This window comes from Streptomyces canus, from assembly GCF_001514145.1.
In the GTDB taxonomy this organism is placed as follows: Bacteria; Actinomycetota; Actinomycetes; order Streptomycetales; family Streptomycetaceae; genus Streptomyces; species Streptomyces canus.
On sequence record NZ_KQ948662.1, the window covers coordinates 274,611 to 287,626 of the forward strand.

Sequence of the window (13,016 nt, forward strand, 5' to 3'; positions counted from 1 at the left end):
GGCGGTGGGGGTCAGATGTAGAGGGCTGGGCGGTCGGCGAGTTCCACCTCGACGCGGCGCCCCTCGGTCTGGGCGCGGATGCCCGCCTCGCAGACCGCGGCCACGGCGTAGCCGTCCCAGGCGCTGGGGCCGGTGACCTCACCGCGCCGGGTGGCGTCGATCCATGCCTGGACCTCGCGGTCGTACGCTTCCTCGAACCGCTCGACGAAGCCGGGGGTGACCGTGCCGCCCCAGCGTCCGCCGGTGCTGACGAGCATGTCGTGCCGGTCGCCGATGCGGGCGGTGCCGTGCTCGCACACCGCCTCGGCCTGGACCTGGTAGCCGTAGCGGGCGTTGACGTAGATCTCGACGTCGACCAGGGCGCCGCCGTCGGTTTCGAAGACGACGAACTGCGGATCGGCCAGCCCTTCGGGCGCGTTGCCGGAGGGCCGCGGCCGCATGACGGTGACGGAGGTGATCTCCTGGCCGAGCAGCCAGCGAGTGATGTCCATCTCGTGGGTCACGGAGTCGTTGATGAGCATGGCGCTGGTGAAGTCCGGCGGGCAGGACGGGTTGCGGTGCCGGTTGTGCAGCATCAGCGGCCGGCCCAGTTCTCCGCTGTCCAGCAGCGCTTTGAGCTTGATGTACTCGTGGTCGTAACGGCGCATGAAGCCCACCTGCACCCGGCGGTGCCCGAGCCGCTGCTCGGCCTCCAGCACGCGCAGGGCGGAGGCGGCGTCGGGGGTGAGGGGCTTCTCGCACAGGACGGGCAGGTCGTGCTCGAACGCACTGAGCAGTGCCGCCTCGTGGGCGACGCCCGGGGAGGCGAGCAGCACCGCGTCGACGTCGGGTGAGGCCATCGCTTCGACGACGTCGCCGTAGGCCGCGCATCCTTCGGCGTCGGCGGCGACCGTCTTGGCGCGATCGATGTCGACGTCGACGACGGCGGCCACATGGGCGCCGCTGGTCACCTCGCTGATCCGGCGTACGTGGTCGGCTCCCATGCGGCCGGCGCCGATCACGGCGACTCCAAGGGAGGTGCGGTAGGTCATGTGGTTCCTTGACTTGAGGGGGGCGATGGCGGTGACGGTCAGCAGAGGGCCGGCCGAACCCACATGGGTCCGGCCGTGACCCGGGTCGTACGCGTCACCGTGTTCCCTTGGCCGCGAACGTGGCGACGGCGGCGACATTGGACTTGTCGACGAAGGCCGGGCCGGTCAGCACGGGCGCCACGCCACCGCCGCTGTAGTTGCCGTTGTTCTTGTAGAGCCAGAGGGAGTCGACCGCCAGGTAGCCCTGCAGGTAGGGCTGCTGGTCTACGGCGAACTGGATGCTGCCGGCCTGGATCGCCTTCACGAGTTCCTTGTTGAGGTCGAAGGTGGCGACCTTGGCCTTGCTGTCGCCCTCGGACACCGCCTGCGTGGCGGTCAGCGCGACCGGGGCGGCGAGGGTGACGACGTAGTCGATGGAGGGGTCCTGCTTGAGCTTGGCGGTGATGGTCGACTGCACGGACGGCATGTCGGCGCCGTTGACGAACAGGTTTTCCGTCGTGCCCGAGAAGCCCTTCCTGACGCCCGCGCAGCGTGCCTCCAGGGCGACCTGGCCCTGTTCCTGAATGACACAGGCGACCTTCTTGGCACCGAGGGAACTCAGCTTCTTGCCGACCGCCTCGCCCGCGACGGTCTCGTCCTGGCCGAAGTACTCGAGCAGGCCCTGCTTCTGCCAGTCGTCCACACCGGAGTTGAAGCCCACCACGGGGATACCGGCCTGCACCGCCTTGGCCACGGTGCCCTTCATGGCATCGGGCTTGGCGAGGGTGACTGCGATGCCGTCGACCTTCTGGTCGATCGCGTTCTGCACCAGGTTGGCCTGGTTGCCCCCGTTCGGGTCGGACGTGTAGATCAGCTTGACGTTGTCCTTGGCGGCCGCGGCCTGGGCGCCCTTGCGGATGGTGTCCCAGAACGTGTCACCGGGGACGGCGTGGGTGATCATCGCGATGGTCATGCGGGGCGTGGTGGCCTTGCCTGCGGAGACGCCACCGGCGCTCTCCTCCGACTTCTGGCCGCCCGAGCTGCTGGTGCAGCCGGCGAGTGCCAGGACGGTACTGGCGGCGACGGCCACCAGGACGGTGAATCTGCGGGAGCGGGAGGGGAGCGAGCGGTTCATTTCGGCACCTCACTGTGCTGACTTGCGGGAAGGGTGATCCACCGGCGGGACGCGACACGTCCCGTTGTGGGTCGGGCGGGGAGCTGATGGGGTGGCCGGCTGTGCGGCTCGGGGTGGGGATCAGACGGTGAACGCGGCACGGAACCGCTCCATGGCGGTGTGACTGTCGCCGGAGGGCCATGCCTCCAGGGCGACCGTGCCGTCGTAACCGAGGTCGGTGAGGGCGCGGGCGACGGCCGGATAGTTGATCTCTCCGGTGCCGGGTTCGCAGCGGCCGGGCACGTCGGCGACCTGGATCTCTCCGATCAGCCCCGCGCCATGCGCGCGGCGGACGAGCTCGATGAGGTTTCCCTCGCCGATCTGGGCGTGGTACAGGTCCAGATTCATCCGCAGACCGGGCCGATCGACTGCCGCGACCAGGGCGTAGGTGTCGGCGGCCCGCGCGAACGGGATACCGGGGTGATCGACGGCGGTGTTGAGGTTCTCCAGAGTGAAGGTGACGCCCGCGCTTTCGCCCAGTTCGGCCAAGCGGGTGAGCGTGCGATGGGCGGTGATCCACGTCTCGCCGGTGGCCTCGCCGATCACCGGCACCACGGGCAGGCCAGCGCCGTCCAGGCCGGTGCCGTGCAGGTTGAGCCGGGGGCAGCCGAGGTGCTCGGCTGCCTTGATCGACTCCTCGGCTGTGCGCAGGAGTTCGGTAGCGCCGTCCGGGTCGGTCAGGGTGCCGCGGATGTAGCCGGTCATCGAGGAGAACTCGGCGGGGGTCTGGGCCAGTGCGTCCAGGTTGTGCCGGGTCCAGTCCCAGATCTCCACCTGGAAGCCGGCCTCGTGGATGCGCCGGGCCCGCTCCTCGATCGGCAGGTCGCGGTAGAGCATCTCGGCACAGACCGCCAACGTGTACATCGCAGCTCCAGACTTATAACGTTCTAAGAGAACAGGAGCAGTACGCCAGGCGCCGGGCAGCCTGTCAAGGGTTTGTGCGGACATTTGATTTATAACGTTGTAACAACGTTGACCAGTACGGGTCCTGCATGGCTCGGTCTACGATCACCTCGCAGAAGACCCTCGATCAGGAAGGCCGACGGTGCCATCGCGCTCTGCCGTCCCGGACGGAAAGCGGCCGACGCTCAGCGACCTCGCGGCGCGGGCAGGTGTCTCCGTGCCGCTTGCCTCCATGGTCATGCGCGGTGCCAAGGGGCCCAGCGCGGCAAGTCGCGAGCGGGTGCTGCAGGCCGCGCAGGAAATCGGCTACCGGCCGGACAGCAGGGCCCGCCTGCTGCGCAGCAGCCGCTCGCACCTGGTGGGAGTGCAGTTCGACCTGCAACAGCCCTTCCACGCCGACATGGTTGAAGCGCTCTACGCCGCGGCCGGGGCGGCCGGCTATCAGATCGCACTCAGCGCCGTCGCCGCGAGCCGCAGCGAACAGGAGGCGGTGGAGATGCTGCTCGCCGACCGCTGCGAGGCGCTGATCCTGCTCAGCCCCCATGCCCCGGCGGCCCGGCTGGCAGAATTCGCGGCGCAGCTACCCGTCGTCTCCGTGGCCCGCCGGCTGCGTCCGCTCACGGAGGGCGTCGACGTCGTCCGCGCGGCCGACGACGAGGGCGCCCGCCAGGCGGTCGACCACCTCGTGGCACTGGGCCACCGCGACATCGTCCACATCGACGGGGGCAGGGCGCCGGGCGCGGCCGATCGGCGCCGCGGCTACAAGTCGGCCATGAAGCACCACGGCCTCACCGACCGCGTCCGCCTCGTGCCGGGCGGGCTGACCGAGGACCACGGCGCCGCAGCCGCCCGGACACTCCTCACCGACTCGTCCCGCCCCACCGCCGTCCTCGCCTTCAACGACCACTGCGCCATCGGCGTCCTCGACACCTTCCTGCGCGCCCGTATCCGGGTGCCCGACGAGATCTCGGTCGTCGGCTTCGACGACAGCCACCTCGCCCGCCTCGCCCACGTCCAACTCACCACGGTCGGGCAAGAAGCCCGCCAGCTGGCGCGCCGGGCCGTGAGCCGGGTCGTCGCCCGGCTGGAGGGCGGGGCGACGGACGACGAACGAGAAGTCGTCGTCACACCACACCTCGTCATACGAAGCACCACCAGGGCACCTTGCCGCTCCTGACCCGCGCTGCTCCAGTCCCGGCTCGTCCTGGTACGCCGCCGGAGCAATCAAAAGGGGGCCGCAGGCCGAAACGAGCCGGCCGACCACGCACTCGGACGCTCCCGCGGCGGGCTGAGCACCAAAATTCACCTGGCGGCAGACGGCCGTGCACGGCCCCTGGCTCTGGCCGTCACCGCGGGCCAGGCCGGTGACGCGCCCGCCTTCGAGGCGGTCGTGGCCCGCATCCGCGTGCCGAAAACCGGCCCAGGCCGGCCCCGGACCCGCCCCACCAAGGTCCTGGCCGACCCTGAAGGACACGGACGCGGCGTCCGGGTAGGCGATGTCCGCGACCTGCTCTCCCGATGCCGTGTCCCAGACGTGTACGTCCGTCTCGGAGACCGCCGCGAGCAGGTGGCCGCGGGGATCGAACTCCACGCGGGAGTTGTCGTCGCCGCAGGTGTTCGCGCCCGCGCTCGTCCAGGCACCCGCCAGGTCTCGGTGCGAGGCCAGGTCCCGGACCTGGAGGGGGCAGATGAGCAGGGAACCCCGACGAGCCTGCGCGACACCGCGCCTGACGCCTATTAGAGGGAAGCGCTTCGACGCAAGGTCTTTCGGACTCGGTGCAGTTTCCATGTGGATCAGCCCATTCTCTCCGTCGCCACGCTGCGCTAGGCTCCCGCATCGTGTCGAAGCGCTTCGACGTTGAGTTGGCGCCGCCGACATGAGGGCAGGCCTTTCGACTCAATGGAGAGCTCTATGCCGAGTTCAGCCGGTTTCACTCGCCGCCAGGCCATGACGACCTCCGCGGCCCTCGCCGTCGCGGCGTTGTCCACCCCATCGGCCGCGCAGGCCGCTGCCCGGTCCGCTGGTTCCGCCGCGTCGGCGTCCGCGCTGGACGTGGTCGCAGACATGCAGCCGGGCTGGAATCTGGGCAACACCTTCGAGGCCATCGGCGCCGACGAGACGGCGTGGGGCAACCCGCGGGTGACCCGGGCGTTCTTCCGCAGGCTGAAGGCGCAGGGCTTCAGGAGCATCCGGATCCCGGTGACCTGGGGCCAGCACGAGGGCCCGGCTCCGGCCTACACCCTGGACCCGATGTTCCTGGCCAGGATCAAGGAGGTGGTCGACTGGGCCTTGGCCGATGGTTTCCACGTTCTGATCAACATGCACGGTGACGCGTGGCAGTGGGTGCTGAACATGCCGGCCCAGCATGACGCGGTCCTGGCCCAGTACACGGCAACCTGGCAGCAGATCGCGGCCACCTTCCGGGACGAGTCGCGCCGACTGCTTTTCGAGAGCGTCAACGAGCCCTTCTTCACCGGCAGTTCAGGCGACGAGCAGAACGCCGTTCTGATGAACGAGCTCAACACGACCTTCCACTCCGTTGTGCGCGCGACCGGCGGAGGCAATGCCGACCGGCTACTTGTCATGCCGACCTTGGGGGACACCCCGGATCAGGCCAAGATCGACAGCCTGCTCGCCACCTTCGCCGCGCTCGACGACCCGAATCTCGTGGCCTCGGTCCACTACTACAGTTTCTGGCCCTTCAGCGTGAACCTCGCCGGCTACACGACCTTCAACGCGGCCACCCAGCAGGACCTGACCGACACGTTCGACCTGGTCCACAAGGCCTTCGTGGCCAACGGGATCCCGGCCGTCGTCGGTGAGTACGGGCTGCTCGGCTGGGACTCCGGCCCCGGCACGGTCGAAGAGGGAGAGACGCTCAAGTACCTCGAGTATCTCGGCCACTACGCGCGACACCGGGGCTTGACCACGATGCTGTGGGACAACGGAAGTCGCTTCAACCGCCGCACCATGCAATGGAACGACCCGAGCCTCTATGCGCAGATACGTTCGAGCTGGTCCGGGCGCTCCGGCACCGCCTCCACCGATCAGCTCTTCGTGCCCAAGGGCAGGACCCCGGCGGACGCGACGATCACGCTGAACCTCAACGGCACCAGGCTGACGAGGATCGATGTCGGCACCCGCCATCTGATCCGGGGCGTGGACTACACCGTCAGCGGCAGCACGCTGACGATCGCGGCGGCGACGCTCGGCCGGCTGACCGCGTCGCAGGAGCACGGCACGAACGCCGTCCTGTCCCTCCGGTTCACGGACGGAACTCCTTGGGCCGTCAACGTCATCACCTACGACAAGCCGGTGGTGACGAGCGCGACGGGTACGACCGCCTCGCTGGTGATACCCACCGCGTTCAACGGGGACAAACTGGCGACCATGGAAGCCGTATATGCCGACGGCAGCCCCGCCGGTCCGCAGTCCTGGACGACGTACAAGCAGTTCAACGTGGCCTTCACGCCGGACTACACCGCGGGCACGATCACCTTGCCAACCGCGTTCTTCGGCGATGTCACCGACGGCGCCGCCGTGACCCTCACCTTCTACTTCTGGAGCGGGACGCGACTGACGTACACACTGACCAGGTCCGGCACCGCGGTCACTGGTACCTCCGCCTGAAATCGGGCCCATCAGGGAGTCGCGAGGCTGCGAGACCTTCAGTAGTGGCTGCTGGCGGGCGCTTCGCTGTACGTGTCCGGCGGTGTGGCGGCAGATCTCCAGGGATCGGCCGTCACACCGTTCACCTCCGACCCGGCGAGCGTGTCCGCGAGTAAGAGATCTACGTGAACCCACCGGCGCCCCTGCCGACCCCCGGCGATCTTCTGTGTAGCGTCCCGGCTGTGTTGAGCAGTGGACATGTCAATGATCCGTTCACTGCTCTACGCGCGAAAGAACCGGCCCCCGCACCTGTTCCGGACTCCCAACTCGCCCCCCACACACAGAGGTTCACGCGATGCTCGGCCTCAGTACCGCTACCCCCCCCGCAGGTTCACCACCGCCCTCACCGTCCTCGGTCTGCTGACCGCAGGCGCAACCCTTCAGGCGTCCGTCGCGACCCCCGCCGCAGCGGCCACCACCCACCGCGTCCTCTTCGGCAACGCCCACGCCGAGACCGCCGGCAACGCCAGTCGCTGTCCCGTGCTCTCCGGCTCATCCAGGCGCTGATCACCGCTGCCGAGGCCGAAGGACACTCCAGTTCGGCGGGAGCGACCGGCTTCGCGCCCCCATCTCATCGCCGCCGCAGAGCGTCTCCCCACTTCACCATCACCGCACAGGGCCAGACCGTGGGGTTCCTCGCCCTCCAGGAACAGGACCGGACCGAGCACGTCGCCACCGAGAAGGAACTCGCCGACGCCAAGAAGCAGTCCCGGATCAGGATCCCCCGCTTCAACTCGAGCCCCATGGACGCTTGCGTGTCACAGGGCTCCGACCTGGACTTACCCGCCCGTCCTGGACCAACTGGACGCCCAGAGACGGCTTCTACGACATGTGCCAGGTGGTACTGCGGTGCCCACTCGCCAACACCACGTACCACTCATCAAGATCCGGACCAGGAGCGGACCGAATCAGCCCACTCGACGTTTCCACTCTTTATCGCAGGCCAGGAGCGAGGTCAGGCGTGTACCACCAGCAGACGAAGACCTTCTTGTTTCATACGGTCCAAAGAAAGGATTCTTCTCGTTGGTCCATGGCATCCCGTGGAATTCCACCGGACCAGTCGCGGACCAATTGGCGCCGGAGAACACCACCCCGTGAGCCGTCGGCTCATGAGCGCAGCGACCGGACGAAGAGTATCGGCGGTCAGCGTCGCCCACTCAGGATGATCTTCCAGACGCGCGTCGCCACCTGCAGATTGAGCCGGGTGTCCACATCCGCCAGATCACGGTCGCTGATCTCACGGATGCGCTGCAACCGGTAGCGCAGAGTGCTGCGGTGGACCGTCAGCGCGGCGGCCGCATCGTCGTAGTTGCCTCCGCAGTCGAAGTAACGCGAGAGCGTCTCCACCAACTCCGTGTCGTGCCCTGCGTCGTAGTCGATCAGCTGGCCGAGCCACTCCCGCACGAAGTCTTCCAGCTCCCGGAGATCGTTGCCGGGCCCCAGGATCCGGTACAGCCCGAGGTCGTCGAAGAAGGTCGTCCCGCTGCGCTGACGGGAGTTCTGCCGCACCTTCAGGGCCCTCAGCGCCTCCTGATAGCAGCGCGGAACGCCGTCCGGGGAGTCGCAGCGGGTGCTCACCCCGATCGCTCCCTCGGGCGTCCCCAGCTCATGGGCCAGCGCCGCGTGCACGGCATCGTCGTCGGGCCTCGCTTCGGTCAGCAGGACCACCCGGTCGCCGCGACGGGTGATCAGCGGGCGGGCCGCCGTGGTGTCCGTCGCCTGCTCGACGGCACGGGTGAAGGAGTCGTCGGCGCCGTTGCCCGGCCAGTGCACCACGACCACGTAGTGGGTACGTTGCAGGTCGTGGCCGACGGCTTCGGCCCGGGCGTAGGCGCTCGTCTCGTCAGTGCCCTCCAGCAGGTCGTCGATCAGCTGGCGGCGCAGCCGCAGTTCGACCCCGGCGAGTTCGCGCATATGCATGAGCTCTTGGGCGAGCGAGCGCTGGGCGTGATCCAAGGCGAACACGGTCTGCTCGTCGGCCGTGGCCCCGGGGTCCTGGAGCGCGAGTACGCCGAGGAGGTCGCCGCGCGGCCGGGCCAGGGCGATCAGCCGGTCCTTGAATCTGACCGGGCCCGCCTCACGCGTGACCTGCCGCAACATCTCTTCCTGGTTGGTCGCGGACCGCACCGGATAGGGGTCGGGCCGGTCGGGACCGGCCCAGGACCTCAGGTTGCCGAACCGGTCCTCGACGAGCGCCGACAGCCCGGTGAGCTCGTACAGCGCTTGGGTGATGGCGTGCTCGCCGCCGCCCCGGGCAGCGACACGGGCGAGGGTCTCGTGCACTGTCCTCTGCAAGTGCAGCTTGGAGCGCATGGTGTCCAAGCGCCGCAGTGCGGTGTCCCGCTCGGTGCGGAGTCGGACCAGTTCGCCGGTGCTCTCGTGCTGCGAGACGCGAGTGGCCGCCAGTGACAGGGCGGCGGAAGTGAGTCCCACGAGGCTCGCGAGGAGGAAGTGCCCCTGCTCATCGGGACCGGAGTGGGAGGAGACCACGATGTAGCCCAGCAGGCCGCCGGCCCCGCGCAGGCCGAACGCCCAGTTCCAGGACCGCTCCGGAAGGGATACGGAGCCGTCGGCCTCGCCCAGCTTCGTCATTTGTGCGTCGTCGACCGTCGGCGCTCCCGCGTCGTGGCCTGGAACGCGGGACAAACCGCCGCCCGTCGCGAGGTATCCGGCCTCGGCGCGGTAGGGACCAAGGGCACTGACCTGCCGCATGGCCAACCGCACGATCTCACTCTGCTCCGCGCAGGTGAACAGGGCGTGGGACAGCACCAGCAGCCCGTGGGGGTCCAGCGCCGCGAGCGGACGCGGGTCGCGCCGTTGGGTGCCCGCGGTGTCTCCCGGGTGGCCGGTCACTTCCTGGTCGGGGACGTGAGGCGACAGCTTCTGTGACGGACGGCAGGCCATAGATCACTCCGTTCTCCGGTCATCGGAGGCGATCATGCGAATCGTGGGATCCACGCCTGGGCGAGCCCTGAGTACCCAGCCTGGGCAAGGCCATCCGGCTTGTCTGGATTTTGCCTTGTTCTCATGGACCGACCGAGTACGCCGAATTCTGACCTGCCGGGTGCAGGCGGACCGCGCTGCTCTGTTGCCACGCTGGGCTCGTCAGCGATCGCCGGCGCACCGGGGACCGTGGCAGGAAGGACTGGCTGATGAACGAGCAGGCCCGCAGGACCATCGCCTCGTACACGACCTACCAGGAAGCGGAACGCGCCGTCGATCACCTTTCCGATCAGGGTTTCCCCGTCGAGAGGGTGGCCATCATCGGGCAGGACGTGCGCCTGGTCGAGCAGGTGACCGGCCGCATGGGACTCGGCGGGGCCGCCCTGCACGGCGCGGCGAGCGGCGCCCTGCCCGGCGCACTGATCGGATGGATCTTCGGGCTGCTGAACTGGCTGGACCCGGTCGTGTCGGGGCTGCTCCTCGCCCTGTACGGGCTGATTTTCGGAGCACTCGTCGGCGCACTGCTCGGCCTGCTGGTGCACGCGGCCCAGCGCGGCCGCCGGGACTTCGCCTCGGTCAGCTTCATGCAGCCCAGCCGGTACGACGTCGTCGCCGACGACGCGGTCGCCGACGAGGCGGTGCGGCTGCTGGCCGAGCTGCCCCGCGGGACCGGTACCGGCACAAGCAGCGGGGCATGGAAGGGCAGCCGCCCGCGGAGCGGTCCCGCCGTCACCTGAGCGATTGCGGAAGACGGGCGCGGCTCCGAGGGGGCACGGGGGCGCCCGTCGCGGAAGGAGTTCCTCATGGCCAAAGCAGTAGGCATCGACCTGGGCACCACGAACTCGGTGATCGCCGTCTGGGAGGGCGGCGAGCCGACGGTCGTACCCAACAGCGAGGGCAACCGGACGACGCCGTCCGTGGTCGGCTTCACCGATACCGGCGAGCGCCTGGTGGGCCAGCTGGCCCGACGGCAGGCGATCCTCAACCCCAAGGGCACCATCTACTCGGCCAAGCGGTTCATCGGCCGGCACTTCGACGAGATCTCCGAAGAGGCCAAGGCCGTCGCGTACGACGTGGTCGAGGGAGACGGCGGGGCGGCCCGCTTCAAGGTGCGCGACAAGCTCTACGCGCCTGAGGAGATCAGCGCACAGGTGCTGCGCAAGCTCGCCGACGACACCTCCAAGCAGCTGGGAGAGCGGGTCACGGAGGCGGTCATCACGGTGCCCGCCTACTTCAACGACGCCCAGCGCACCGCCACGAAGGACGCCGGACGGATCGCCGGCCTGGAGGTGCTGAGGATCATCAACGAGCCGACCGCGGCGGCCCTCGCCTACGGCATGGACAAGAAGGAGCACGAGACGGTTCTCGTCTTCGATCTGGGCGGCGGAACCTTCGACGTCAGCATCCTCGACGTCGGCGACGGTGTCGTGGAGGTACGGTCCACGGCCGGCGACAGCCACCTGGGCGGCGACGACTTCGACCGCCGGCTGGTCGACCAGCTCGCCGACGGCTTCCAGAAGGACAACGGCATCGACCTGCGCCAGGACCCACAGGCGCTGCAACGCCTGTTCGAGGCCGCCGAGAAGGCCAAGACCGAGCTCAGCTCGGTGACCCAGACGCAGGTCAGCCTGCCGTTCATCACGGCCGATGCCTCCGGGCCCAAGCACCTGACCACGACGATCATGCGGTCCACGTTCGAGCAGATCACCGGCGACCTGGTGGAGCGCTGTCTGGGCCCGGTGCGGCAGGCCATGGACGACGCCAAGGTCAGTGACAACGACATCGACGAGGTCATCCTCGTCGGCGGCTCCACCCGCATCCCCGCCGTCCAGGCCCTGGTGCGCAGGCTGACCGGCGGCAAGGAACCCAACATGAGCGTCAACCCCGACGAGGTCGTGGCGATGGGCGCCGCGATCCAGGCCGGGGTCCTCAAGGGCGAGGTCAAGGACGTCCTGCTGCTCGATGTCACCCCGCTGTCGCTGGGCGTCGAGACACGCGGCGGCGTGATGACGAAGATCATCGAGCGGAACACCACCATCCCGGTGCGCCGCTCCGAGACCTTCTCCACCGCCGAGGACAACCAGCCCGCCGTCGACGTCGTCGTCCTGCAGGGCGAGCGTGAGAGGGCCGCCGACAACCGGGTCCTGGGGCGCTTCCAGCTCACCGACATCCGCCCCGCGCCGCGCGGCGAGCCGCAGATCGAGGTCATCTTCGACATCGACGCCAACGGCATCCTCAACGTCACCGCGCGGGACAAGGACACCGGCAAGGAGCAGGGCATCACCATCAGCGAGAGCTCCAACCTCGACCGCACCGAGGTCGAGCGGATGGTCCAGGAGGCCGAGCGCAACCGCGGCGAGGACCAGGCCCTGCGTGAAGCGGTCGACGCCCGCAACGAACTGGACGCCATCGCCTACCAGGTCGAAAAGCGCCTCGCCGAGCTCGGCGACGCCGCACCCGCACACGAGAAGGCCCGCGCCGAGATGCTGGTGTCCGAGGCCCGCGAGGCGGTCAAGAACGAGGTCGGGGCGGACAAGGCCCGGCCGCTGACGTCCGAACTCCAGCAGGTCTTCGCCGGGCTCGCGGGCCACCAGGCGGGAGCCGCCGCGGGCGGTCCGGCGGACACCGGCTCACCGGACGGATCCGGTCCCGGCGGAGCCGCGCCGGGCGGCGCCGGGGGCGACGACGATGTGATCGACGCCGAGTTCGACAAGGGCTGAGGTGCCCGCCATGCCCATCCCACCCCGGGGCCCAGAGCCCGACCCGCCGCCGGAAGGCGCCGTGCAGCCGCCGCGCGGGGACCTTACGCAGCCCGGACCGCCGACCGAACAGGCCGAGCCGGGGCCCGACGCCGCAACCGGCACCGCCGCACCCGACGACGAGCACGCGGCCGCGCTGCGCGAGGCCGACGACCGCTGGCGCCGCGCCCTGGCCGACCTCGACAACCTGCGCAAACGCCACGCCAGGGAGCTGAAGGGACAGGCCGCGGCCGAACGCGCCCGTACGGCTGCGGCCTTCCTGCCCGTCATCGACAACCTGGAACTCGCCCTGAGCCACGCGGCCGCCGACCCCGGCGCGATTGTCGAAGGTGTCCGGGCTGTGCGTGACCAGGCCGTGAACGTCCTGGAGCGGCTGGGCTACCCGCGCCAGGCGGAGAGCGGCGTGCCGTTCGATCCGGCACGGCACGAGGTCGTCGGCGTGGTCCAGGAACCCGACGCCGATCCGAACACCGTGGTCCAGGTGCTGCGACCGGGTTACGGGGAGGCCGAGCGGCAGCTGCGGCCTGCCGCCGTGACCGTCGCCAAGCGGGAGTGAA

General features: G+C 69.3%; 9 protein-coding genes and 1 pseudogene. 6 read left to right on the forward strand and 4 right to left on the reverse strand.

Annotated features, from left to right (window positions below; translation table 11 throughout):
• Positions 1-11: 11 nt before the first annotated feature.
• The 3 genes from AQJ46_RS23715 to AQJ46_RS23725 form a co-directional block, all read right to left on the reverse strand.
• Positions 12-1,031 (reverse strand): Gfo/Idh/MocA family protein, encoded by a 1,020-nt coding sequence (locus tag AQJ46_RS23715; RefSeq protein WP_059207712.1) that lies wholly within the window; start codon positions 1,029-1,031, stop codon positions 12-14.
• Positions 1,032-1,125: 94 nt separating this feature from the next.
• Positions 1,126-2,145 (reverse strand): sugar ABC transporter substrate-binding protein, encoded by a 1,020-nt coding sequence (locus AQJ46_RS23720; protein ID WP_059207508.1) that lies wholly within the window; start codon positions 2,143-2,145, stop codon positions 1,126-1,128.
• Between the two features lie 120 nt (positions 2,146-2,265).
• Positions 2,266-3,048 carry a TIM barrel protein gene (locus tag AQJ46_RS23725; protein WP_059207509.1) on the reverse strand — a complete coding sequence of 261 codons (783 nt, stop codon included), beginning with the start codon at positions 3,046-3,048 and terminating at the stop codon, positions 2,266-2,268.
• 181 nt (positions 3,049-3,229) lie between these two features.
• Here AQJ46_RS23725 and AQJ46_RS23730 point away from each other — a divergent pair, with 181 nt between their 5' ends.
• The 3 genes and pseudogenes from AQJ46_RS23730 (at position 3,230) to AQJ46_RS23735 (ending at position 6,718) form a co-directional block, all read left to right on the forward strand.
• Positions 3,230-4,264 carry a LacI family DNA-binding transcriptional regulator gene (locus AQJ46_RS23730; protein WP_059207510.1) on the forward strand — a complete coding sequence of 345 codons (1,035 nt, stop codon included), beginning with the start codon at positions 3,230-3,232 and terminating at the stop codon, positions 4,262-4,264.
• A 31-nt stretch (positions 4,265-4,295) separates the two neighbouring features.
• Positions 4,296-4,576, forward strand: a pseudogene (locus AQJ46_RS59475) (IS5/IS1182 family transposase); the annotation flags it as partial.
• A 423-nt stretch (positions 4,577-4,999) separates the two neighbouring features.
• Positions 5,000-6,718 carry a cellulase family glycosylhydrolase gene (locus AQJ46_RS23735; protein WP_059207511.1) on the forward strand — a complete coding sequence of 573 codons (1,719 nt, stop codon included), beginning with the start codon at positions 5,000-5,002 and terminating at the stop codon, positions 6,716-6,718.
• A gap of 1,182 nt (positions 6,719-7,900) precedes the next feature.
• On the opposite strand, the gene AQJ46_RS23745 is transcribed toward AQJ46_RS23735, so the two are convergent.
• Positions 7,901-9,661 carry a PucR family transcriptional regulator gene (locus tag AQJ46_RS23745; RefSeq protein WP_079072407.1) on the reverse strand — a complete coding sequence of 587 codons (1,761 nt, stop codon included), beginning with the start codon at positions 9,659-9,661 and terminating at the stop codon, positions 7,901-7,903.
• 248 nt (positions 9,662-9,909) lie between these two features.
• Between AQJ46_RS23745 and AQJ46_RS23750 the strand changes: the two genes are divergently transcribed.
• The 3 genes from AQJ46_RS23750 to AQJ46_RS23760 all read left to right on the forward strand — a co-directional run bounded on the left by AQJ46_RS23750 (position 9,910) and on the right by AQJ46_RS23760 (position 13,015).
• A complete protein-coding gene (locus AQJ46_RS23750; protein WP_059207513.1) occupies positions 9,910-10,437 on the forward strand; it encodes a general stress protein in 528 nt (175 codons plus the stop codon).
• A gap of 66 nt (positions 10,438-10,503) precedes the next feature.
• Positions 10,504-12,420 carry a molecular chaperone DnaK gene (dnaK, locus tag AQJ46_RS23755; protein WP_059207514.1) on the forward strand — a complete coding sequence of 639 codons (1,917 nt, stop codon included), beginning with the start codon at positions 10,504-10,506 and terminating at the stop codon, positions 12,418-12,420.
• Between the two features lie 10 nt (positions 12,421-12,430).
• Entirely contained in the window at positions 12,431-13,015 is a 585-nt protein-coding gene (locus AQJ46_RS23760; RefSeq protein ID WP_059207515.1) for a nucleotide exchange factor GrpE, read from the forward strand.
• Position 13,016 lies beyond the last annotated feature (1 nt).

Bases quoted from the DNA above. Each gene is read 5' to 3' on its own strand.
- AQJ46_RS23715 (WP_059207712.1), bottom strand. From the start codon at position 1,031: ATGACCTACCGCACCTCCCTTGGAGTCGCCGTGATCGGCGCCGGCCGC.
- AQJ46_RS23720 (WP_059207508.1), bottom strand. From the start codon at position 2,145: ATGAACCGCTCGCTCCCCTCCCGCTCCCGCAGATTCACCGTCCTGGTG.
- AQJ46_RS23725 (WP_059207509.1), bottom strand. From the start codon at position 3,048: ATGTACACGTTGGCGGTCTGTGCCGAGATGCTCTACCGCGACCTGCCG.
- AQJ46_RS23735 (WP_059207511.1), top strand. From the start codon at position 5,000: ATGCCGAGTTCAGCCGGTTTCACTCGCCGCCAGGCCATGACGACCTCC.
- AQJ46_RS23745 (WP_079072407.1), bottom strand. From the start codon at position 9,661: ATGGCCTGCCGTCCGTCACAGAAGCTGTCGCCTCACGTCCCCGACCAG.
- AQJ46_RS23750 (WP_059207513.1), top strand. From the start codon at position 9,910: ATGAACGAGCAGGCCCGCAGGACCATCGCCTCGTACACGACCTACCAG.
- dnaK (WP_059207514.1), top strand. From the start codon at position 10,504: ATGGCCAAAGCAGTAGGCATCGACCTGGGCACCACGAACTCGGTGATC.
- AQJ46_RS23760 (WP_059207515.1), top strand. From the start codon at position 12,431: ATGCCCATCCCACCCCGGGGCCCAGAGCCCGACCCGCCGCCGGAAGGC.